Source organism: Gluconobacter sp. P5E10 (assembly GCF_018812145.1).
In the GTDB taxonomy this organism is placed as follows: domain Bacteria; phylum Pseudomonadota; class Alphaproteobacteria; order Acetobacterales; family Acetobacteraceae; genus Gluconobacter; species Gluconobacter cerinus.
Window position 1 is genome coordinate 705,462 of record NZ_JACRVZ010000001.1, and the last position, 22,723, is coordinate 728,184.

At 58.7% G+C, this 22,723-nt stretch carries 23 protein-coding genes; 18 read left to right on the forward strand and 5 right to left on the reverse strand.

Annotated elements, in window-relative coordinates:
* The 9 genes from KP707_RS03180 to KP707_RS03220 are packed head-to-tail and all read left to right on the forward strand — an operon-like array spanning window position 1 to window position 8,445.
* Window positions 1-765: an N-formylglutamate amidohydrolase gene (locus KP707_RS03180; RefSeq protein ID WP_211502110.1), complete on the forward strand. Its 765-nt coding sequence runs from the start codon at window positions 1-3 to the stop codon at window positions 763-765.
* Entirely contained in the window at window positions 762-1,592 is an 831-nt protein-coding gene (locus tag KP707_RS03185; RefSeq protein ID WP_215751573.1) for a shikimate dehydrogenase, read from the forward strand. The genes KP707_RS03180 and KP707_RS03185 overlap by 4 nt, the downstream gene beginning before the upstream one ends.
* Before the next feature lie 3 nt (window positions 1,593-1,595).
* Window positions 1,596-2,201 carry a dephospho-CoA kinase gene (gene coaE / locus KP707_RS03190; RefSeq protein WP_211502112.1) on the forward strand — a complete coding sequence of 202 codons (606 nt, stop codon included), beginning with the start codon at window positions 1,596-1,598 and terminating at the stop codon, window positions 2,199-2,201.
* Window positions 2,198-2,884, forward strand: a complete 687-nt coding sequence (gene dnaQ, locus KP707_RS03195; protein WP_046899604.1) for a DNA polymerase III subunit epsilon — start codon at window positions 2,198-2,200, stop codon at window positions 2,882-2,884. Before coaE ends, dnaQ begins: the two co-directional genes overlap by 4 nt.
* Window positions 2,884-3,792, forward strand: coding sequence for a glycosyltransferase family 9 protein (locus KP707_RS03200; RefSeq protein ID WP_211502240.1), 909 nt, complete (start codon window positions 2,884-2,886; stop codon window positions 3,790-3,792). The genes dnaQ and KP707_RS03200 overlap by 1 nt, the downstream gene beginning before the upstream one ends.
* A 37-nt stretch (window positions 3,793-3,829) precedes the next feature.
* Complete coding sequence (locus KP707_RS03205; protein ID WP_211502113.1) at window positions 3,830-4,906, forward strand: glycosyltransferase; 1,077 nt, start codon at window positions 3,830-3,832, stop codon at window positions 4,904-4,906.
* Window positions 4,906-6,666 carry an asparagine synthase (glutamine-hydrolyzing) gene (gene asnB / locus KP707_RS03210; RefSeq protein WP_211502114.1) on the forward strand — a complete coding sequence of 587 codons (1,761 nt, stop codon included), beginning with the start codon at window positions 4,906-4,908 and terminating at the stop codon, window positions 6,664-6,666. The genes KP707_RS03205 and asnB overlap by 1 nt, the downstream gene beginning before the upstream one ends.
* Before the next feature lie 33 nt (window positions 6,667-6,699).
* Complete coding sequence (locus tag KP707_RS03215; RefSeq protein ID WP_211502115.1) at window positions 6,700-8,019, forward strand: dihydroorotase; 1,320 nt, start codon at window positions 6,700-6,702, stop codon at window positions 8,017-8,019.
* A 45-nt stretch (window positions 8,020-8,064) separates the two neighbouring features.
* Window positions 8,065-8,445, forward strand: coding sequence for a hypothetical protein (locus KP707_RS03220; RefSeq protein ID WP_086634050.1), 381 nt, complete (start codon window positions 8,065-8,067; stop codon window positions 8,443-8,445).
* A gap of 7 nt (window positions 8,446-8,452) precedes the next feature.
* Here the strand turns inward: KP707_RS03220 and KP707_RS03225 are convergent, their stop codons facing one another.
* On the reverse strand, window positions 8,453-8,755 hold the full coding sequence (locus KP707_RS03225) for a hypothetical protein (protein WP_046899858.1): 303 nt from the start codon (window positions 8,753-8,755) through the stop codon (window positions 8,453-8,455).
* Between the two features lie 109 nt (window positions 8,756-8,864).
* On the opposite strand from KP707_RS03225, the gene KP707_RS03230 reads away from it, so the two are divergent.
* The 5 genes from KP707_RS03230 (at window position 8,865) to KP707_RS03250 (ending at window position 15,372) form a co-directional block, all read left to right on the forward strand.
* Entirely contained in the window at window positions 8,865-9,590 is a 726-nt protein-coding gene (locus tag KP707_RS03230) for a tetratricopeptide repeat protein (RefSeq protein WP_211502116.1), read from the forward strand.
* Window positions 9,590-10,984, forward strand: a complete 1,395-nt coding sequence (locus tag KP707_RS03235) for a PQQ-binding-like beta-propeller repeat protein (protein ID WP_086634052.1) — start codon at window positions 9,590-9,592, stop codon at window positions 10,982-10,984. The genes KP707_RS03230 and KP707_RS03235 overlap by 1 nt, the downstream gene beginning before the upstream one ends.
* Before the next feature lie 4 nt (window positions 10,985-10,988).
* On the forward strand, window positions 10,989-12,380 hold the full coding sequence (gene der / locus KP707_RS03240; RefSeq protein WP_211502117.1) for a ribosome biogenesis GTPase Der: 1,392 nt from the start codon (window positions 10,989-10,991) through the stop codon (window positions 12,378-12,380).
* Between the two features lie 184 nt (window positions 12,381-12,564).
* Complete coding sequence (locus tag KP707_RS03245; protein WP_046899598.1) at window positions 12,565-13,977, forward strand: sugar porter family MFS transporter; 1,413 nt, start codon at window positions 12,565-12,567, stop codon at window positions 13,975-13,977.
* A gap of 6 nt (window positions 13,978-13,983) precedes the next feature.
* Entirely contained in the window at window positions 13,984-15,372 is a 1,389-nt protein-coding gene (locus tag KP707_RS03250) for an MFS transporter (protein ID WP_211502241.1), read from the forward strand.
* Here KP707_RS03250 and KP707_RS03255 read toward each other — a convergent pair.
* Window positions 15,341-16,009, reverse strand: a complete 669-nt coding sequence (locus tag KP707_RS03255) for a methyltransferase (RefSeq protein WP_211502118.1) — start codon at window positions 16,007-16,009, stop codon at window positions 15,341-15,343. The genes KP707_RS03250 and KP707_RS03255 overlap by 32 nt on opposite strands.
* A 5-nt stretch (window positions 16,010-16,014) precedes the next feature.
* Window positions 16,015-16,926, reverse strand: a complete 912-nt coding sequence (ubiA, locus tag KP707_RS03260) for a 4-hydroxybenzoate octaprenyltransferase (protein WP_211502119.1) — start codon at window positions 16,924-16,926, stop codon at window positions 16,015-16,017.
* A gap of 36 nt (window positions 16,927-16,962) precedes the next feature.
* On the opposite strand from ubiA, the gene KP707_RS03265 reads away from it, so the two are divergent.
* The 3 genes from KP707_RS03265 (at window position 16,963) to KP707_RS03275 (ending at window position 19,915) form a co-directional block, all read left to right on the forward strand.
* Window positions 16,963-17,703, forward strand: coding sequence for a 16S rRNA (uracil(1498)-N(3))-methyltransferase (locus tag KP707_RS03265; protein ID WP_211496462.1), 741 nt, complete (start codon window positions 16,963-16,965; stop codon window positions 17,701-17,703).
* A gap of 75 nt (window positions 17,704-17,778) precedes the next feature.
* Window positions 17,779-19,155 (forward strand): glutamate--cysteine ligase, encoded by a 1,377-nt coding sequence (locus tag KP707_RS03270; protein WP_211502120.1) that lies wholly within the window; start codon window positions 17,779-17,781, stop codon window positions 19,153-19,155.
* 127 nt (window positions 19,156-19,282) lie between these two features.
* Window positions 19,283-19,915 (forward strand): outer membrane lipoprotein carrier protein LolA, encoded by a 633-nt coding sequence (locus KP707_RS03275; RefSeq protein ID WP_211502121.1) that lies wholly within the window; start codon window positions 19,283-19,285, stop codon window positions 19,913-19,915.
* A 3-nt stretch (window positions 19,916-19,918) separates the two neighbouring features.
* Here KP707_RS03275 and rsmI read toward each other — a convergent pair whose 3' ends face one another.
* Complete coding sequence (gene rsmI / locus KP707_RS03280; RefSeq protein WP_046899856.1) at window positions 19,919-20,752, reverse strand: 16S rRNA (cytidine(1402)-2'-O)-methyltransferase; 834 nt, start codon at window positions 20,750-20,752, stop codon at window positions 19,919-19,921.
* A 149-nt stretch (window positions 20,753-20,901) separates the two neighbouring features.
* Here rsmI and KP707_RS03285 point away from each other — a divergent pair, with 149 nt between their 5' ends.
* Entirely contained in the window at window positions 20,902-22,182 is a 1,281-nt protein-coding gene (locus KP707_RS03285) for a penicillin-binding protein activator (RefSeq protein ID WP_211502122.1), read from the forward strand.
* Between the two features lie 116 nt (window positions 22,183-22,298).
* Here the strand turns inward: KP707_RS03285 and KP707_RS03290 are convergent, their stop codons facing one another.
* A complete protein-coding gene (locus KP707_RS03290) occupies window positions 22,299-22,682 on the reverse strand; it encodes a hypothetical protein (protein ID WP_198150455.1) in 384 nt (127 codons plus the stop codon).
* Window positions 22,683-22,723 lie beyond the last annotated feature (41 nt).

Below are 22,723 nucleotides of genomic sequence, written 5' to 3' on the forward strand. Positions count from 1 at the left end.
ATGTCCCTTTCTCTGCTGGGTGCCGATGATCCGGCACCGTTCCTCCTGTTCCCCGAGACCCAACCGTCACCGTTTGTGCTGGTGAGTGACCATGCGGGAAAAGCTGTTCCCAAAGCATTGGAGTTTCTGGGCGTTGGGGAACCCGACTGGCACCGGCACATTGCATGGGACATCGGAATCGTCGGGGTAGGGCGCTTTCTGCGTGACCTGCTGGGCTCTCCCCTGATCGAGCAGGTCTATTCCCGGCTGGTCATCGATTGTAATCGCGCGCCGGGTCACCCGACATCCATGCCGCATGTCAGTGATGGGACCCACGTTCCAGGAAACAGTGAAGCGCCTGTTCATTGCCGGGCACGGCGCGAGCGCGAAATCCTCCATCCCTATCACGATGCAATTGCCGAGGTTCTGGCGGAACGGACATCGCGCCCGACGGCGTTGATTGCTCTGCACAGTTTTACTCCGGAAATGGCGGGTGTTTGGCGCCCTTGGCAGATCGGCATTCTTCATCACAAGGATAGCCGGATGGCTCGTGTGATGATCGATACTCTGCGGGCAGAAGGTGACCTTTGCGTTGGAGACAACGAGCCTTACGTCCTGACTGATACCAACGAATACACAGTCCCCCGGCATGCAGAAGCAAACGGGTTGCCCTATCTGGAAATTGAACTTCGACAGGACCTTATTGCGGATGAGGAGGGGCAACGTGCATGGGCGGAGCGTCTCGCGAGACTTCTGCCTCAGGTCTGGGAGACACTGGCTGCATGATTGACGGACACACAAAACTTGCTGGTGTCATGGGATGGCCCGTGGAGCATTCCCGTTCGCCCATGCTGCACAATCACTGGTGCAGGGTGCACGATGTGAACGGGGCGTATGTGCCGCTCCCCACGCGACCGGAACATTTTGAGGCTGCTCTCAAGGGACTGGCTGCAGCGGGCTTTCGGGGCGTGAACGTCACGATTCCGCACAAGGAAGCCGCGATGCGGGCCTGCGACAGCATGACGGATACCGCCAGGCGTGCGGGAGCCGTTAACACTGTGCGTTTTGAGAATGGTCAGATTATCGGTGACTGCACTGACGGCACGGGTTTTTGTGACAACCTCACCGCACATGGCGTCATCTTGTCCGGCCGAGCGCTAATCCTTGGGGCTGGAGGCGCAGCGCGCGCCGTTGCGGCTGCACTGCTGGATCGCGGCTGTGAAGTTGTAGTCGCGAACCGAACCATGGCGCGCGCCGAAGCGATGGTCGAGGCCCTGAAGGGAGGGGAAGCTGTCGAGTGGTATGACTGGCCGTCTCTCCTTCCGGGCTGTTCACTTCTGGTCAATGCAACGTCGCTGGGGATGAATGGCAAAGTCGACATAGACTGGAGCGCAATGCTGCGACAGGCCGGGTCCAGCCTGTGCGTGACAGATATTGTTTATACTCCTTGGGAGACACCGCTCCTGAAAGCGGCAAAAGCTGCCGATCTGCAAACGGTTGATGGTCTCGGGATGCTGATTCATCAGGCTCGGGCAGGGTTTCGATCCTGGTTCGGGGTGGACCCGGAAGCCGATGAGGCAACCTTTAATCTACTGGCTGCAAGTCTGCGCTAACCCATGAAAATCATCGGTCTGACAGGCGGAATGGCGGCGGGGAAAAGTACAGTCGCCGCTCTGTTTCGCCGGGCCGGTGTACCGGTTTTTGACGCGGACGCTGTTGTGCGGACCCTCCAGGGGCCAAGAGGAAAGGCGCTCCCCGCCATTGCCCGCGTCTTTCCTGTTGCAGTGCAGAACGGCGCTCTGAATCGTATGGCCCTGCGTCAGGCTGTGGTTGGAAATGTCGTCGCGCTTAAAGCGTTGGAGGCCATTATGCATCCGCTTGTAAAAGCCGAGCGCGGGAGGTTCCTGCGTCAATGTCGTGCGCGAAAAGAACCGTTCTGTGTCCTGGATATTCCGCTCCTGATGGAAATCGGGGAAGACCGGAAATGCGATGTAGTGGTGGTGGTTGAGGCCCCCATGGCAACACGCCTGTCCCGTATTCATCAGCGCGGGAAAACGGGTGCCAGAATGAGCGAGGCACAAGCACGTTCCCTCATCGCACGGCAAATGCCGGACCACGAACGCAGACGCCGGGCACACATCGTGATACGAACCGGCCTTTCCCGTGGATCTGCTGCCCGGCAGGTTCGCGCTCTTTTGCACCGTCTGCGCGAGGCTTCATGAAACGCTCGATCCTGTTCGATACGGAAACCACAGGCTTTGACCCGGATCAGGGCGATCGCATCATCGAAATCGCGGCCATCGAACTAATCGATGATCTGCCGACGACCAATTATTACCACGTTATGGTGCACCCTGAGCGCGACATTCCGGCCGAGGCCACGAAGGTGCATGGTTTTCGGATTGAAGATCTGGAGGGTGCGCCGAAGTTTCCAGAAATCGCAGACGGATTTCTGGAGTTTATTGGCGACGCCCCCATGATTGCGCATAATGCTCGCTTCGACTTCAAATTCGTGAACGCCGAACTGCAAAAATGCGGTCGCGCGCCGCTGGATTACGCCAGTCGTGCGATCGATACCGTGGAAATGGCGCGCAAAAAATATCCGGGTATGCCCGCCAGCCTTGATGCGCTGTGTCGGCGCTTCAACATCGACCTGTCCCAGCGTGGCACCCATAACGCTCTGCTGGACTGCAAATTGCTGGCGGAAGTGTATGTCGAACTGATGGGCGGCCGCCAGCGCGGGCTTGGACTGGCTGGACCTTCACGGAGCCGCAGTATTGCAGAAGCGGGTGATATGCTCGCGAACCGGACCCCACGGAAAATGGCACTCCCGAATGCAGAAGAGCTGGCGGCTCATACAGCGTTTGTGGATGGTCTAAAGGATCCAGTGTGGCGCCGCGACTGATGAAGATCCTGTTCATCACGTCCAATAGGCTTGGCGATGCCGTTATTTCCACCGGTGTGCTGGATGCTCTGGAAAAACGCTATCCGGCAGCTTTATTTACCGTTGTCTGTGGGCCGGTCGCGGCAGGGTTGTTCGAGCCAGATCCTCGCTGTGAGCGGGTTATTACTCTTGAAAAACGCCGCCACGATCGACACTGGCTGGACCTCTGGTCTGCATGCGTTCGAACGCGCTGGTTTATGGTCGTGGATCTTCGAGGCTCCCTCCTCAGCCTCACGCTCCGAACGCGTCGAAGGTTGATCGTTAAGGGAGGACGCCGGGACGGACGCAAAATCGAGCAGCTTCGTGACGCGCTTGGCCGTCACAAAACCCCGATGCCGCGTGTCTGGACCTCCAGCCAACATGACAAAACCGCAGAAGACCTGCTTGCGGGTGGCCCTTGGCTGGCTTTGGGGCCAACGGCGAACTGGGATGGCAAGATCTGGCCTCCAGAACGATTTGTCGCGCTTGCTGAGGGCCTGCGTCGTCAGGGGATGCGACCTGTTCTGTTTTATGGGCCGGGAGATGCCGAAAAGGAACGCGCCAGGCCTGTTCTGGAAGCGCTCCCGGAGGCGCTGGACCTCGGCGGAGACAGGTCTCTCGGAGAGGTGGCAGCGCTGCTTGCTCGTTGTGCGCTCTTTGTAGGCAATGACTCAGGCCTCATGCATTTGGCCGCCGCTGCCGGAACGCCCACGCTTGGTCTGTTTGGGCCCTCCCGCAGGTCCGAATATGCGCCGTCGGGGACTGAGGCGTTCGCAATCGCGGCTCCCGGGCCGGAAGGAAAAGCGTCGTTGGAAGACCTGAGTGTCGAAGCGGTTCTGGATGTTGCCAAAGCCATTCTGGCAGGAAACGCTGGTTCCTTCCGGACCTGACCTTGAAGCGTTGCCCTGCATGGCCGATAGAGAAAGTATGAGCGTTTCTTTCCAGCCTTCGCCTGTGGTGTCGTCTTCTTTTCCCGGGCGTAAAGCCAGAGTGGCCCATGTCATGGCGGGGTCGGCACGAGGCGGGGCGGAACTGTTCTTTGAGCGCCTTTCCATGGCTCAAACTCAGGATGAACGCCCTGTTCGCGCTCTGATCCGGCATGATTCCGCGCGGGAAGATCGTCTTCGTGCCGCTTGCGTGGAAACACATACGTTCAGGTTTGGTGGCGCTCTGGATGTCACAACGCGGTCGCACTTGCGCCGGAACCTGCGTGAGTTTCAACCTGATGTCGTTGTGGCCTGGATGAGTCGTGCGGCGCGCAAACTGCCGATTGGTCCCTGGCGGACAGCTGGGCGTCTGGGCGGATACTACGATCTATCCAATTATCGGCGCTGCGAGCATCTGATTGGTAATACGCGTGGTTTGGCCGATTGGATGAAAGCCCAGGGATGGCCTGCGAACCGCGTTCATTACCTACCGAATTTTGCGACAGATTTTGCGTCTGTGACGCCTGTACGCCCGGATTTCCTGCCTCCCGATGTTCCGTTTGTGCTGGCTCTAGGGCGCCTGCATGAAAACAAGGCGTTTGATGTCCTGATCCGTGCCATGACCCGTCTGCCAGGCGTGCACCTCGTCATTGCGGGGGAAGGTCCGGAGCGTGCGACGCTGGAAGCGCTGATCCGAAGCGAAAATCTTTCAGACCGTGTTCATCTTCCGGGGTGGGTCGCGGAGAGTGGGCCGTGGCTGCGAGCATGTGATGTTATGGTTTGCCCATCGCGGATCGAGCCGCTTGGAAATGTCGTGATTGAAGGTCTTTCAGCAGCGGTGCCTGTTGTCGGAAGTGCTATTCAGGGGCCTCAGGAAATTCTTTCCGGGACCGAAGATGGCCTTCTTGCTCCCGTTGAGGATGCTGAAGCCTTCTCTGCCCAGATCGGGAATATTCTGGAAGATAAAGCGCTTGCCCATCGTTTGCGACACAATGGTCGTGCCCGGTTCGAGCGCGAGTTTGCACAGGATGTTGTGATGGCCCGCTGGTCCGAATTTCTGGACGGAGGGCTGACCTGATGTGTGGAATCGCCGGTCTGTCCTGTCTGCCCGGAAAGGCACCCGATCAAGCCGCGCTGGAACGAATGTCTGCTGCGATTTTTCATCGTGGGCCGGATGGGGAAGGGCGCCTGGATCTTACGGGCGCCGCGCTGAGACATCGCCGTCTGTCCATCGTGGATATTGCTGGCGGAACCCAGCCCTTCCGGGTCGGGAATGCGGCGTTGATTGCCAATGGAGAGATTTACAACGATCCGGACATTCGCAGTACGTTTCCTGCTGATCGTTTCCAGACCAGGAGCGATTGTGAACCGCCTTTGCACCTCTGGCTGAGAGATGGAACTGGCTACACGCATGAGCTGCGTGGCATGTATGCCATCGCCGCCGTTGAGAATGAGCAAGGCCAGCACGAAATGCTGCTGTCCCGTGATCCGTTCGGCATCAAGCCACTTTATATTGCGGAATACGAAGGTGGAATCGCTTTCGCCTCAGAGGCGCAGGCTTTGCTGGCTGGAGGCTTTGGTATCCGGCGGGTCAGGAGCAAGGCGCGGAATGAACTGCTCCAGCTTCAGTTCACAACCGGGCAAAAAACAGTTTTCCCGGGAATACGGCGCCTGTTGCCGGGTGAAACCCTGCGGATTGTGGATGGGCGGATCGTTGAATCGCGTCGTCGCCACGCTTTGCAGGAAGCCACGGAAACCATCCCCGCTGACCTGACGGACGAGCAGGCTCTGCGCAGGCTCGATGCCGCCTTGACCGACAGTGTTCATGCGCACCTTCGGGCCGATGTTCCTCTGGGACTGTTTCTATCGGGCGGAATTGATAGCTCTGCCATTCTCGCGGCCGCTCATAAACTCGGGCTACCGCGTCCCATGACCTGGACGGCGCGCTTTGACACTGGAAAAGCGGACGAATCTACCGATGCCGCAGCGCTGGCGGCTTCGGTTGGTGCAGATCATCATGTTTTGACCGTCACAGAAGCAATGGTCTGGTCCCATCTGCCTGCCATCGTGGCCTGCATGGATGACCCCGCGGCAGATTACGCGATCATCCCAACGTGGTTTCTGGCGCAGGAAGCGCGCAAGGACGTCACTGTGATCCTGAGCGGCGAAGGGGGAGATGAGCTCTTTGCCGGATATGGGCGCTATCGTCGGGCCATGAAGCCGTGGTGGCGCGGCGGAAGAGGCCCCTGGCGTTCGGGTACATTTGGTCGGTGTGTGCCGGGGCAGGGGCGTCAGTGGCGCGCCGGGCTCGCGGCCATGGAACTGTCCCAGCGTTTGACGGGGCTTCCCGCAGTGCAGGCGCTTGATATCGCCGAATGGCTTCCGAATGACTTATTGCTCAAGTTGGACCGCTGCTTAATGGCCCATTCTGCCGAGGGGCGCACACCGCTGCTGGACCCTGTTGTGGCAAAGGCTGTCTGGTCTCTCCCGGATCATTTCAAAGTGCGGGATGGATACGGTAAGTGGCTTCTGCGCCGCTGGCTTCAGGATGCGCTTCCCCAGGCAAAGCCTTTCGCCCCAAAGCAGGGTTTCACTGTGCCTGTTGGGCCGTGGATCGAAAAACAGTCTCAACGACTGGGCCCGCTGGTCGCGCAACAGTCCTGCATTCAGGACGTCATGGCTCCGAACAAGGTCGAACGTATTTTCTCGACTGCGACCCAGCGCGGTCACGCCCGCCAAGCCTGGACGCTTTTGTTCTACGCTTTGTGGTTCCGACACCATGTTGAAGGCATCCCGGCTGACGGAGATGTTTTCGAGACACTTTCCCGCGCTCGCTAAGTGCGGTTTTCATCAGACTGACAAGGACAGACCATGCATTACGATCTGATTATCCGGGGTGGCCGCTGCGTATTCCCGTGGGGAGAAGCGGAGGCGGATCTGGGTGTCCGAAACGGCCGCATCGCTTCTCTGTCCATTTCGCACGACGATGAGGCTGACAGGGTGATTGATGCGACGGGGCTGCATGTCCTGCCGGGCCTGATCGATAGCCATGTCCACTTGCGTGACCCCGGAAATGCTGCGGTAGAAACTCTTGAAACCGGAACGCGCGCGGCAGCTTTGGGCGGTGTCGCAACAGTTTTCGATATGCCGAATACCTCGCCCAGCGTTACGGACAAGGCGATGCTGGACTGGAAGCGAGAGCACATCAGTAATGTCGCTCATGTCGATGTCGGCATGTACATCGGGGCGACCCGTGAGAACACGCCTGACCTTGCCATGCTCGAGCAGCAGCCAGGCGTCTGTGCGATCAAGGTGTTTGCGGGGTCTTCTACCGGCAACCTGATGATCGAGGACGACGAAGGCATCGAAGCCGTCATGCGTTCCGGCCATCGTCGTGTCTGCTTTCACTCAGAAGATGAATACCGTCTTCAGGCACGCAAACCAATGTTTCATGAAGGCCAGCCTTACGCCACACATAGTGTCTGGCGGGATGTGGAATGTGCGTTTCTGGGAACGCGCCGCATCATGGCGATTGCCCGCAAGACGGGTCGGCCGGCCCATATTCTCCACACGTCCACAGCCGAAGAACTGGAATATCTCGCTGACTTTCGGGATGTCTCAACCGTAGAAGTGCTGGTCAATCACCTCACGCAGGTTGGCCCGGAATGCTATGAAAAGCTGGGTGGGCTTGCCGTAATGAACCCGCCTTTGCGGGATCGCTATCACTACGAGGCAAGCTGGAAAGCCATTCAGGATGGTCGTGTCGATGTTGTGTCTTCGGACCACGCGCCGCATCCACTGGAAGCAAAGAAACGTCCTTGGCCGAATTGCCCGGCTGGCCTGACTGGTGTGCAGACCATTGTTCCGGTCATGCTTGATCATGTGAATGCAGGCCGTCTGTCACTGGCACGTCTGGTGGATCTGATGTCCGCCGGGCCAGCGCGCGTTTACGGTCTTCAGACCAAGGGCCGCATGGCAGTTGGTTTCGACGCAGATTTCACGCTTGTGGACATGAAAGCACAGCGGGAAATTACCAATGACTGGATTGTCTCGCCTGCAGGGTGGACGCCATTTGACGGAACCCATGTGACGGGTTGGCCAATGGCAACCATCGTGCGTGGAACGGTGGTCATGCAGGACGATGAGGTGATTGGTGAAGCGACGGGACGGTTTGCCAAATTTGCGCCTTGATCGGGGCGTAGGGCGCGCGACGCTTCGACCATGAAAGAGAGTTTTATGATTCGCCCCGTCGCCGCACTCTGCGGCCTGTCCCTTCTGTCCGTGTTCGCCTTTGGAACAGCCAGTGCCGCCGAATCCGGTTGGAGCGCACCCAAGTGTGGTGCCGAGCCAGACGCTCCGGCCGTGAAGGCTGGGACTGTTGCCCAGTACAACGAGAGCGTGGACCGAGTGACAGCCTACGAAAAAGAAGCGCGGGCCTATAACGCATGCGTTTCAGGGCAGGCAAACCGTGAAGAGACGGCCATTAGCCAGGAAGCAAGCGCTAAAATCTCACGAATTCATTCTGCCAGTGCAGCTGTTCAGACTCACATTGCGGGGTCATTTCAGAAGCTTTCTTCCGAACTGACTGCCGCTGGACGTAAGCTCGGCCATCACTGACGGGTTTTCACTGGCCCATCCGCACCTGATTCTGTTGTGGCGTTAGAGACGTCGGGCCTTCATAGGTCTGGCGCGCGACGTTTGGCATCAGGTCCGGCCTGGCCCAGCAATCCGTGCCTTCAAAACTGGTGGTGCAGTATGGCTGGGGCGGGGGTGGACCAACCGGGCGGGAGCAGAAGCTTTCGTCATCATACAGATAGGCCGTATTGCAATCTTTTCCGGTAATGGCAGAGGCAATCCGGTCCGGCGCGCAGCCGCACAGTGTGCAAAACATCAGAACCGGCGATAGAAGCAGAGCTGGTTTTTTCATGTTTGGCAGCATCATGCGGCGGGGGTTAAGAAAGCCCTAAATTGATAGCCGGTTTCTTTCGGTAACAGCTTCTCAAGCGAAGCGTTTGCCGCAAACGTGCGGCGCCTGTATGGTTCCGCCAGAACTTTACAAGACCGATCCAGCAGGGGACCAGGTGGCGGACGATTTCATCACAGAGGTGAACGAGGAAATTCGGCTTCAGCGCCTACGGGCAGCTGCGCGCCGATGGGGTGCTGTTGTGGCAGGTGTCGTCGTCGTGGGAGCGATTGGCGGCGGTGTCTGGGAGTGGCAGAATCACGCCCGGAAGCAGGCCCAGCAGGCTGCCTCAGCTCAGTATTTCAATACACTTGAGACGCTGGCTGATCCCAAGCACGACAAGGCTGTCACGCAGAAAGCCGAGACAGTTTTTCAGGACCTGGCAGATCATGGACCTGTTGGCGTGCGGTCTTATGCAGCGCTGCGTCTGGCGGATCTGAAGATGCAGGATCATGATCTGGCATCTGCTTTGAAGGCCTGGAACAGTGTCGCGTCCGATTCTGTCGCTGAGCCTGCCTTGAAGGACATGGCCCGTTACATGGTCCTGAATGCTCAGACCAACACGGCGGACCCGAAGACGTTGCGTCCCGGCTATGAAGGGCTTGCGCAGAATGGTGGCGCCTGGTCAGCTCTGGCTCAGGAAGGTCTGGTTGCTCTGGATCTGCGTCCAGATGCGACGGCTGACCAGCAGAAAGAAGCCCGTCGCCTTCTGACGCAGATTGTTGGAAGTGTATCTGCACCTGAAGGGGCTCGTGCGCGTGCGCAGGCTCTTCTCGAAACTTTTGGAGACGCTGGTTAATGCGCCGTCCTGACCGTTCTTCTGCGCCCATGAACCGCCGTTCGATGCTGCGTGTTGCCTGTTCTGGCGCCGCTCTGACTGCGATGGGTGGATGCAGCCTCTTCAACGATGATGAGAAGCCCACGCTGGCCGGCCATCGCGTTGACGTGCTCTCCACTGGGGCAGGTCTGACCGTTGATCCGGAAGATCATACGCCCATCACATTGTCTGCACCGCAGTCCGTGACGGAATGGCTTCAGCCTGACCGCACGCCGGACCATGTTGCCGTCAATGCTGTCTGGAACGGCTCGGACATCAAGTGGAGCCGCTCTATCGGTGCCGAGGTGAATCCGACGAGCTTCCTGTCCATGGTGGCGATCATGCCAAACAGCCGCGGGGCCATTCAGTCCCCGCCGGTGATCGGGAATGGTCGGATTTTTACCACGGATGCACAGGGTGTGGTGAAGGCGTGGACGTGGCCGGGCATGAAGCAGCTCTGGTCCCATCAGCCGGCTCCCAAGAAGTCTCGCTCCACCAATATTGGCGGCGGTGTCGCACTCGACGGAGAGACCCTCTACATCGTGGATGGCGTTGCGCAGGCGTTGGCCGTCGATGCGGCCAGTGGCAAGATCAAGTGGGCTGTCGATCTCGGCACACCCGGGCGCTCAGCCCCTACGATTGCCGATGGTCTTGTCGTTTTCGGGACAATTGACGAGCGTCTTTACGCACTTGAAGCCGCAACTGGTCGACAGGTCTGGACATATCAGGCAACGGGTGCGGACACCGTCATCTTCGGGCAGGCCGCCCCTGCGATCGTAGATGGTGTGGTTCTGGCAGGCTTCGGCAGTGGCGACCTCGTCGCGCTACGTGCGGCTTCTGGTGAAATGGTGTGGAGCGATAGCCTTGGCGGTGCCAACGGTATGGGCGCCATGCTGGATTTCTCCTGCATCCGCGGGGCTCCGGTCATCAAGGATGGCACGGCGTATGCCATTTCCATGTCCAGCGTTCTTGTGGCTGTGGATATGCGCTCCGGACGTCGCTTGTGGGAGCGCGAAGTCAGTGGCCAGACGCCCCTGACAATCTGCGGTGACTGGATGTTTGTTCTGTCCACCGATCAGCAGCTTGCCTGTCTGGACCGTCTGTCCGGCCACGTACGCTGGATTACCCAGCTTCGCCGCTTCCGCCGACAGGAAGTGCAGAAGGACGCCATCCAGTGGGTGGGGCCTTTGCTCGTAAACGGCAAGCTGGTCTGTTTCTCTACCCTGCCGCAGGAAGGCATGGTGATTGTTGATGCCGTAACCGGCAAAATTGAATCGACCCGTAAAACCACGGCTCCATGCCAGGTTCAGCCGATCGTCTGTGACGGTCTGGTTCTGACGCTGTCCCAGGATGCTGTTCTGCGGGCCTATGGCTGAACGAATGACCTCTGAGAATCTGCCCGTAGTTGTTATTGCCGGGCGCCCGAATGTCGGGAAATCCACTCTTTTCAACCGGCTTGTCGGGCGTCGTCAGGCGCTCGTCTCCGATCAGCCCGGTGTGACGCGTGACCGCAAGGAGGGCGAAGCCCACATGCGCGGTCGCCGCATCCGTGTGATTGATACGGCAGGCCTCGAAGAAGCTGCGCCGGACACGCTGTTCGGTCGTATGCGTGCATCATCCGAATCTGCCGTCTCCATGGCAGATCTGGTGCTGTTCTGCATCGATGCCCGCGCCGGTATCACGCCAACTGACGCTCATTTTGCCAACTGGCTGCGTCGTCAGAACCGTCCGGTTCTGCTGATTGCCAATAAGGCAGAAGGGCAGGCTGGGACCAATTCCGCACTAGAAGCCTACTCGCTGGGTCTGGGCACGCCACTGGCGCTGTCCGCCGAGCATGGTGAGGGGATTAGTGACCTCATGGGAGAGATCGTCGATCGTCTTCCCGGTGCTCCAAAGCAGGAGCGCCGTCGTCGTCGCGACGAGGAGCTGGAAGAGGGCGAAGAGCCTGAAGAACGTCCGGCTGGCCCGCTTCATCTGGCGATTGTGGGGCGCCCGAATGCAGGCAAATCCACGCTTCTGAATTGCCTTCTCGGTGAAGAGCGGATGATCACCGGCCCCGAAGCCGGTCTGACCCGCGATTCGATCTCCGTCGATCTGCATGACGAACACGGCCCGATCAAGCTTGTTGATACGGCAGGGATGCGTAAGCGCGCCCGCGTCGAGCAGCATCTTGAGCGCATGTCTGTTTCCGCCTCTATCGAAGCGCTGAAAATGGCAGAAGTCGTCGTGCTGACGATTGATGCCACACTAGGTGTGCACGAGCAGGATCTTCAAATTGCCCGTCTGATTGAGAAGGAAGGCCGCGCCTGCGTGCTGGCTCTCAATAAGTGGGACGCCGTTGAAGACCGCGTTGCTACACGTCAGGCCATTTCAGACCGGATCGAGACGTCCCTTGCTCAGGTTCGTGGCATCCCGGTCGTCACGTTCTCGGCGTTGACGGGGGCTGGTGTTAACCGTCTTCTTCCGGCTGTTCGGAAAGCGTACGAAGTCTGGAATTCGCGCGTCACGACGGGTGAGCTGAACCGTTGGTTCGAAGCAATGCTGGACCGTCATCAGCCGCCTCTGGTTGATGGACGCCGCCTCAAGCTGCGTTATATGACGCAGGTGAAGGCTCGTCCGCCGACATTCATTCTTTTCGGTACCCGAGCAGAAATGCTGCCCGATGCTTACAAGCGCTATCTGGTGAACGGGCTGCGCGAGACATTTCATATGCCTGGTGTGCCCATTCGTATTCAGCTTCGCGGGACGACAAATCCTTACGCGGATAAGTGAGAGTTGTTTTTTGTTCCGTTATGCAATGAACGCATAGCGGAACAAAATCTTCTCACAGGACTGCAAAACTCCCCATTTTCGTATACCTAATCCTTCGTCAGCCTATGGCGGTGCATGGTGTTCGGCCCTAGAAGAGCCGCCAAGCCCTACATCAGGCCTGAGTTAGAGATGAGGATTACAGATTATGGTCGGGATTGCTGCGGTTCGCAGTGAAGGCTCCTCAGGAGAGCCTCAACGCAGCACGGCGCGCGCCACGGCATTGGGCATCATGGCAGCTCTCGCTGGTCTGATGTTTGGTCTCGATACCGGCGTTGTCGCTGGCGCCTTGCCCTTTATCGCTACAGATTTTCACGCGAGTGACGCCCTTCAGGGGTGGATCGTATCTTCGATGATGGCGGGGGCAGCATTCGGCTCTCTCGCCGCCGGTCGGATCTCCAGCCGCTATGGCCGGACAGGAGCCATGCTCGTGGCTGCGGTTCTGTTCCTTGTAGGAACGTTACTGTGCGCGCTGGCGCCTTCTGCTCTGGTGCTGATTGTCGGGCGCGTTTTCCTGGGGCTTGCTGTCGGTTTGGCGGCGTTTGCCGCTCCTCTCTATATCTCTGAAATCACAGTGGAATCTGCGCGCGGGTCCATGATTTCATTCTATCAGCTTATGGTCACGCTCGGGATTTTCCTGGCCTTCGTGTCTGACAGTCTGCTGGCAACAGGTCAGCATTGGCGCTGGATGCTGGGGATCATGGCTGTTCCTGCCACCCTGTTTCTGGGCATTGTCCTGATCCTGCCACACAGCCCGCGCTGGCTGATGATGCAGGGACGCAAGGATCATGCGCGTCGCGTGCTCAATAGCCTTCGGTCCGACGAAGAAGTGGCAGAAGCTGAGCTCGCAGATATTCAGGCGCGTCTTCACAAAAGCAGCGACGCAGGCTTTGGCCTTTTCCGAAGCAATCCCAACTTTCGCCGCTCCGTCTATCTCGGAATGCTTCTGCAGGTCATGCAGCAGCTCACGGGTATCAACGCGCTCCTGTATTATGCGCCACGGGTCTTTCAGGCCGCTCATTTCGGGGTCAACGCGTCCATCTGGGCCACGACACTCGTTGGTCTGACGAATATGATTCTGACGGGCGTTGCCATTGCCTGCGTGGACAAGTGGGGGCGCCGTCCTTTGCTTATCCTAAGCTGCGCAATTGCGGGTTTTGCGCTCTTGGGCGTGGGTGCGTTGCTGGCCGTGGGCGCGTCGAGCTTTGAGGCACAGATCGCACTGTGTGGATTTGTTCTGTTGTTCGTCGCCGGATTCGCAATCGGAGAGGGGCCGCTGGTCTGGACGCTGTGTTCCGAAGTTCAGCCAACGCGCGGACGTGATTTTGGAATCGGCTGCTCAACGGTTACGAACTGGGCGGCAAACTGGGCCATTTCCAAGACTTTCCCCATGATCATGGTGGCTATGGGGGCAGCATCAACATTCATTATGTTTGCAGCGTTCAATGGACTTTTTGTTCTCGTCACCCTCATGATGGTTCCGGAAACGAAAGGTGTTTCCCTGGAGACACTTGAGGCCAATCTGTTTTCGGGCAAGAAACTTAGAAATCTGGGACGTTAAATCGTGATGAAAGCCAAGGCGGCGGACGAGAGTGATCTCGGCGTCGACCCTCAACGGCACGCTGGGCTCTACGGAGCCCAGCGTGCCAAAGCAATGTCAGCCGTTCTTCTTGGGCTGCTTCTCTCCGTTCTGGATTACGCCATAGCAAACGTGGCGCTTCCCTCCATCGCCCACGATCTGAACGCCCCGTCGTCTCGGGCGATCTGGGTGGTGAACGCTTATCAGCTCGCCAATCTGTCCTGCCTGCTTCCACTCGCGTCTTTTGGCTCCCGAGTAGGCTTTGCCCGCATGAGCCAGATCGGGATTTTTCTATTCCTCATTACGTCCGTTGGCTGTGCCCTGTCCCAGAACCTGCTGGAACTGACATTGGCGCGCGCCCTTCAAGGTGTGGGTGGCGCCTGCATCATGAGCGTGAATATCGCGCTCGTACGCTTCATTTATCCCCACGCAGAGCTTGGTAAGGGCATTGCTCTGAACGGTCTGTTTGTTGGGATTGGCGTCGCTCTTGGCCCGACAATTGGGTCGATCGTCCTTTCGGTCGCGACGTGGCCCTGGATTTTCTGGATCAATCTTCCACTCGCGCTTGCCGCTCTCGTCATGGCCCATTTCGCGTTGCCGCAGACACCGCGGAGCGAGACGCAGGCAGACATTCCAGGTTCCCTTCTGACCGTAGCATCCTTCGCTTTGCTCGGCATCGGGCTGGACGGATTGATGCACGGCGATTTTCTACCAGGATCGTTGCTCACGGGAGCGGGCGTCATCTGCTGGTGGCTGCTTCTGCGGTACCAAAAGGGACGGCGTGAGCCGATTGTCCCGGTGGATCTGCTGGCGCGGCGGCCTTTTCTGTTGGCGTGTCTGGTCGGATTTCTCGGTTTTGTGGCCTCCAACCTCTACATCGTCGCCATGCCGTTCACCTTGGCATCGGCTTTTCATCGAGAAGATTCCACGATTGGATTGCTGATTGCGCCTTGGGCAGTTGGCGTCGCGGTGATGTCTTTTGTCGTTGGAAAGATTGCTGACCGCTTTCCCGCTTCAGTTCTCTCCTCGCTCGGACTGCTCCTGACAGCATTCGGCTTTATGTTGCTCTGGTTGCTGCCCTTGGACGCGAGCAACGCTGCGATCGCGTGGCGAACGCTTTTGGCGGGATGTGGGTTCGGGCTTTTCCAGCCACCCAACAATCGGGCCATCATGGTCTCTGCGCCGGCTGGGCGGGAAGGTGGGGCCAGCGGCATGCTGTCCGTCGCACGACTGGGTGGCCAGACGACGGGTGCGCTGCTCGTTGCAGCTCTTTTCACGATCTTCCCACATCCAGCCTTCATCTGCCTTGGAGGCGCGATGATCGCCGCGCTAACGGGATCTGCCCTTAGTCTTGGGCGGAAATACCTCGCAGACTGAAGAGCGTCGTCGTTCGTTGATCGGTACTTTCCAACTCCTGAGTGGTCTGGACGTTCTGTTGAATCAGGATGTCCAGATCCAGTTTCGGAGCGTAGTGGCGACCTGGATCACAAAGCCAGACTTCGCAGTGCCGGGCACATTCCAGCAGCCAGGGCATGATGCGTGCAGCCATCGCCTCGTTGTAACAGACATCTCCGATCACCAGCAGATCACAGTCCGGTTTCGATCCGACAAGATCGCCCGGACAAAGCGCTACTGTCACGGCATTGAGCGTAACGTTCAGGGCTGTTGCTTCCAGAGCCATGGGGTCGATATCATTGGCCGCAGCAGTGGACGCGCCCGCTTTTACGGCGGCAATGGCGGCTAATCCGCATCCACACGCCACGTCCAGAACTCTTCTACCTTCAACGCGCTGCGGATTATCCAGAATATATCGCGCAATTAGCTGACTACCTGGCCACGCAAATGCCCAGAACGGAGGCTCAATACCGTGCGCTTCGAGGAAGGCTTCGCTGGCCTGCCAGATGGGGGTGATGTCTGTTGCCAGATGCAGTGGAATTTCGGGAACAAGGCTGGCGGTCTCGACCGCCGTATTCTCGCGGATAAATGCCGCGGGGTCCTGCAGTCTGACTGACATGATGTTCAAAGTCTTCCGCAGATAAAGGCCAGAGCCAGAAGGAAACCGATTGGAACGTTCTGCTTGAATTGTCGCAGGCAGTTTGGCGCATCGTATGGGTTCAGCGTGCGAGCCTGCTGGAGAAGGAGTCCGCCGGCGATCAGGAAGAACAGCCAGAACCCCAGATGCAGATGGGCATGAATGGCGACGAGTCCCAACGCCAGAAGCATCAGGCTGTAGCAGGTGGCAATAAAGGGCTGAGCGCGCTTTTCCATAAGGCGAGACGTGGAGCGAACACCGATCCGGGCGTCATCTTCCATGTCCTGGAAGCCATAGATGGTATCGAAGCCGAGCTGCCAAAGGATGACAGCGCCATATAGCAGCGCGCCATTTCCATCCAAGCCGCCCCCTGCTGCGGCATAGCCCATGGGCGCACCAAAACCGAACGTGAAGCCCATAACGAGTTGTGGCCACCACGTCACACGTTTCGCCGCGGGGTAGAGCGCCACAAGCAGCAAAGCAAAGGGCGCCAGAAGCCAGCATGTGCGCGGCAGACACACCAGAACGCCCAGACCACACAGAAGTAAAAAGGCCAGCAGCTTAAGGCCCTGCTTCAGGGAGAGCGCACCGCTGGCAAGCGGACGGCCCGCGGTTCGAGCAACCTTGGCATCAATATCCCGGTCCCAGATGTCATTCACCACACATCCGGCAGAGCGCATAACGAGTGAGCCGAACGCAATCAGCGCTGTGTAGACAAGGCGGAGTCCGAGTGGCGCATCTGGTGCAAGGAACAATCCCCAAACCCCAGGGAGAAACAGCAGCCATGTCCCAACTGGGCGATCCAGTCGGGCCAAAAGTGCGTAGGACCGCCAAGGTTCAGGCAGGCGGCCGGTCCAGCCTGTCAGGCTGATATCGGTATGGGGGCGGGTTTCACTCATCAAAGCACGTGATGAGGGGCAGATGCGCTTCCGTCAATGGCTGTTGCGCGCTATCGGAAAAGGATGAGCCGATCTGATCCCCGTCTTTATCTTGAAGTGCCGGATGTTCCCTTCACGGAAGGGCTGGAACTTCCTCTTCCCGCCAGTCAGGCCCACTATCTTGGCAATGTCATGCGGCAGAGCACTGGAGATCCGGTACGTGTCTTCAATGCGCGAGATGGAGAGTGGAATGCCATCATCCAGACCTTGCGAAAAGACAGAGGGACAGTGCGGCTGGGAACGCGAGAGCGCGCACCTCAGGTCACAGAGGGTGTGGAACTGCTGTTTGCGCCCCTCAAGCGGGATGCGACAGAACTCGTTATCCGGATGGGGACTGAACTCGGGGTGACGTGTTTTCGGCCCGTCGTAACCGAACGAACCAACACGCACCGCCTGAACCTCGACCGTCTTGCCCTGATTGCCAGTGAAGCTGCTGAACAATGCGAGCGGCTGGATATTCCCGAAATCCAGCCGCTGGAGCCCTTGAAATCCGTTCTTGCGGAATGGCCTGAGGACAAGCCGCTGTTTGCGGCTCTTGAGCGACGTCCCGGAGCGGATGGTCCTTTGGTCGCGTCTGCTCTTCTCATTGGGCCTGAAGGTGGCTTTTCCGATGCGGAGGTGGCGCTGCTTCAGAAGCATCCTGCTGTTCATGCGCTGACACTGGGGCCGCTGGTACTGCGCGCCGAGACGGCTGTCTGCGCCGGACTGGCGCGACTTGCACTGCGTCGTGGCGCCTGAGGGTGACAGGACAGTCTGAGGTGCTACAAGTTCAATCAATATCGAACAACGATCGCAAATCGAGGCAAAACCGCCATGTCCAATCCCGGCACGTCTAATAGCGCAACGATCGAGAATCGGGCGCAGCTCGTCGAGGTTCTGGAACGGGGCTCCAAGCCGCGGTCCGAATGGAAGATCGGAACCGAACACGAGAAGTTCGGCTTTGTACTGCCGGGGCAGGACGATGGGCGTACACCGTTGTCAGCGCCTCCTTATGAACCCAAAGGTATTGGTGCGCTGCTGCGGAAACTGGAGGGGCCGGACTGGGCTCCGATCCACGACGGTGAGGCGCTGATCGGTCTGGCCGGGCAGAACAGCCAGAAAGGGCGGTCCATTTCTCTGGAGCCCGCTGGACAGTTCGAGCTTTCCGGTGCGCCGGTTGTCTCCTTGCAGGAAACGCAGAGCGAGATGCAGGAGCATTTCGATCTGATCCGCGGTCCTGCTGCTGAGCTCGGATTGGGCTTTCTGCCATTTGGTTTTCAGCCGCTCTGGGCGCGCGACGAGATGCCGTGGATGCCCAAGAGTCGGTACGCCATCATGCGCAGTTATATGCCCAAGGTTGGCACGCTGGGCCTGGATATGATGACGCGGACCTGCACCGTGCAGGTCAATCTGGACTTCGGTGATGAAGCCGATATGGTCCGCAAGATGCGTGTATCGCTGGCGCTTCAGCCATTGGCCACGGCTCTGTTCGCGAATTCGCCTTTTGTAGAAGGCAAAGCAAACGGCTTCCTTTCCAATCGCGCCCGTATCTGGACGGATACCGATAATCAGCGTTCTGGCCAGCCATCGCTGTTCTTCGCAGAAGATTTCAGCTTCGAGAAATACGTGGACTGGGCGCTGGATGTGCCGATGTATTTCGTCGCTCGGGACGGAAAAAACATCGACGCCAGTGGCTGCTCCTTCCGGCGTTGGCTGGAAGGCACTGCGCAGTCTGCTCTGGAAGGTCTGACGCCGACCATTGGTGATTTTGAGGATCACCTCACGACTGTTTTCCCTGACGTGCGCCTCAAGCAGTTCCTTGAGATGCGTGGCGCGGACGCCGGTCGTCCGGAGATGATGGTTGCCCAGTCTGCGCTCTGGGTTGGCCTGTTCTACGATGCCGCAACATTGGAAGCCGCTGAAAAGCTGGTATTGGAACAGCCTTGGGAGGTTTATCAGCAACTCCGTGCGGATGTTCCTGCCAAGGGCATGCAGGCTGACTTCCCTGGTGGCCTGAAAGCGCTGGCAAAGCGCGTTGTGGCTCTCGCGGAGCAGGGACTTCGCGCCCGTGTTCGCAACGAAGCACAGTTTCTGGACCCGCTGCATCTGATTGCAGATGGTGGCCCCAACCAGGCTGAGTACTGGCTTGCCCTGTATGAAGGTGCATGGGGCGGAAATGTGAAGCCGCTGTTCCGCGAAGCATCGATCTGACGTCAGACGTATTGGAGTAGGGCGTTAAGCCCTGCTGCGATCAGTTTCCGGTTTGTGCAGGAACACGTTATGGAATGCAGGTGCGAAGCTTTTTGCAACCCGTGACCTGATCGGCAGTTCCAGAGGCATGATGAACCGTCTTTTCTTCCGCGCGGCTGTGGCCAGCGCTTTCATATCCGTAGCAGCTCTTCCGCTGCCTGCCATGGCTCAGGCCGTTCCCGCACAACTCCGTCCTGTGGATCAGGGCTGGGTTGCGCGCGTTCAGGATACGCTGGCGCAGATCACAACGCTTCAGGCGCGGTTTCAACAAATTGCACCAGATGGGAAAGCTGTTGCCGGGACAGCCACGCTTGATCGTCCGGGGCGGATGCGCTTCGACTATGACAGTCCCAGCCCGCTTCTTCTTGTCGCCAATGATGGTAAGGTCGTTTTTCAGGATCGGAGCGTCGGACAGGTAACGGTTATGCCGCTGGACCGTACTCCCCTCGGTTTGCTGCTACGGCCTGATCTGAAGCTCTCAGGCGATGTCACGGTAACAGGATTTGAGCGTAAGAACGGTCAGATCAACCTTCAGGTTGAAAAAACAGAAAGCCCGGGTGAGGGGAATCTGACCCTCATGTTCTCCGAAGCACCACTTGCTCTTCTGGGGTGGGAAGTCGTGGATGCTCAGGGCCGAACAACGCGCATCGCACTGTCGGACATCAGGATGGGCGGGAGCGTATCCCAATCTCTGTTCACGCTCCCGAAGTCTGAGGACTGACGTTCAGTCCTTTGTTTCGCGGGAAAGCTCCAGTGCGCGGGCATAAACCGTGCGCTTGGGCAGTTTGATAATTCCCGCCACGAGAGTGGCCGCATCCTTCACCGAATGACTGGTCAGCGCTTCGCGGAGATGCGTATCCAGATCGTCTGCCCCGCTGTCGTCCTCTGCTGAGGGGCCGATCAGGAGTGTAATCTCACCCCGTGGTGCAGTGTCCTGGAAATGGGCGAGCACTTCCGCCAACGTTCCCCGCACCATCTCTTCGAAGCGTTTTGTCAGTTCTCTGCCAACCGCTGCCTCACGGTCAGGGCCGAAGACGGTGATCAGATCTTCCAGTGTCTCGACAAGTCGGTGCGGCCCCTCATACCAGATCAGTGTGGAACGAACGCCAGCCTGTTCTGCGGCCCGAAGCGTCGCGAAGCCTGTCTTGCGGGCTTCGCTTCGTGGGGCTGGAAAGCCGAGAAACATGAAGGGAAGAGGGGGAAGGCCTGAAAGAGTCAGAGCCGTGATGACAGCGTTTGGGCCCGGGATGGCCGTAACATGAACGCCAGCCGCGATCGCTGCCCGGACGAGCCGATAGCCCGGGTCCGAGACAAGGGGAGTGCCTGCGTCTGACACCACGGCAAAGCTGGCACCAGCCACCATTTTTTCCACAAAGAACGGTGCGCGATCCTGCTCGTTATGATCATGAAGCGTTCGTGTGGGAGTGGAGATGTTACGCGACATCAATAATTTTGCCGTAACGCGTGTATCTTCGCATAAAATAGCTTCAACACTATTCAAGGCTTCAATTGCGCGCTCGCTGATATCGGCCAGGTTGCCGATCGGCGTCGCAACCAATATCAGTTGTCCCCCCACTCTCGGGCCATGCTCCGAAGGCGGGGCGGCCGTTAACGTTTCAGCCGTATCGCTCAAGGGAGTTTCAGCGGAACATGACTTTTCGGACATCTGCATCCTCGGTGACGAACTCAAGGGTCTATTCTGGACCGATGAGCCGTCTGCGCAAGGGTGTAAGCACTGGGCTGGCCGCAGGAACCTTCCTGACGCTGGCCGCCTGCTCCGGCGGAAACTCCTCTTTGACATCTGGCGTGGGTGGAATTCCCGGCTCTGGCCAGGCTCCTGGTGCGCATGACGTTGGCCTTATCCTTCCCCTGACGGGACGCTACGGTGCCATCGGTGCGCGAATGCGTGATGCAGCCAAGCTGGCTCTGTCTTCACAAGGCTCGCCTGTGCTGGACGTTCATGACAGTAACGCCGTCGGTGGCGCAGCTCAGGCTGCCCATGACGCCCTGACACGTGGCGATGCCATGCTCCTTGGGCCGCTAACGGCTACAGAAACCGCGGCTCTTGCGCCGCTGGCTGTTGAAGCAGGCAAGCCTGTTCTGGCGTTCACAAGCGATTCCACGCAGGCTCGTCCTGGCGTCTGGGTGATGGGCCTGACACCGGAGCAGCAGGTTCGCCGGATGGTGGATGCTGCACGCGCAACGGGCCGTAAGAGTTTTGCAGCCTTTTTGCCTGATAGCGCGCTGGGGCATGCGATGGCGGAAGGACTACAGCGGGCCTGCCGGGATGACGGCCTGAAAGATCCGCAGATCGTTTTTCATTCCATGGATGCGCAAACCATCGACGATGGCCTGAAATCCCTTTCAGATATTGCCAATCGCCAGCCGCCGGCACCTGTGGTTTCGACGCCGACCGGTCCATCGGCTGTTGATCCTACGGCCGATTCGCCTGCCGACTCGACAACGCCTGCGCAGCCCCCAGCAACTCCAGTTGCTGCGCCAGCGGTGCCGCCCCCTCCGTTTGACGCTCTTCTGCTGGCAGATACCGGTGTGGAGCTAGGGCGCATCATCACTGCGCTACACGCTGACCAAGTAACGTCAGATCAGGTGCAGATCATGGGGCCAGCACTCTGGAAGGCATTTGATGGCAAGCTCAGTGCCCTGCATGGTGCCTGGTATGCTGCGCCCGATGCCAAGGATCGCAATGGGTACGTGGCCCAATACAAGGCGGTTTATCATCAGGCGCCATCACCTGTGACGGATTTCGCCTATGATGCCGCAGCTCTTGCCGGCAACCTGATGAAGCAGGGAGGCCCGACCGTTCAGGCATTGACCCGTCCGGACGGCTATATGGGTGTGGATGGCCTGTTCCGCCTGCGCGCTGACGGTCATGTCACTCGCGCGCTGGCTATTTTCCAGATTCAGCGTGGCGGTGGTGCCCGCATCGTTGTTCCAGCATCCCGGGATATTGCGGTCCGTCCAAGCTGAGAAAATACTGCTGGTTCAGAAATAGAAACACGCGTCCATGGCGATTGGCGCGTGTTTTTTTTATGGCTTTTCTTGAAAGCCAACTGGCGTGTCAGGGGCAATCCTGACCGCGCGGCTCAGGCTGCGTAGGTCTCGGCCAGCGGCAGAACCGGGCGAATGGTGTGAAGAGCCAGTTCAAAGCTGGCATAGCTGCCCAGTTCATGATTGCGTAGATGATCGATCAGGATCCAGCGCATCCCTTGCGGGCGGAGCATGTAGGCTGGATCCGGGTTCTCACGGACCCAGACCAGAACATGCTCAATGGGTGTCGTTCCATCGAAATTCGTGACCCCGGAATCCGTCGGTGTGATTTCTGCATCGAAGAGACCCATCCGCATTCCGGCTTCCAGCCACCGCGACAGATATTCGCGGTGACGAGGGAGAACACCCTGCCTCAACGTCACGACATTACCGCCCATCGAAACGGGTGAAAGATCGTATAGGGGAGTTGCCTGCGCCATCAGGAAAGTCCTCATCAGAGCGGGGCGGGGGAGCCCGTGGA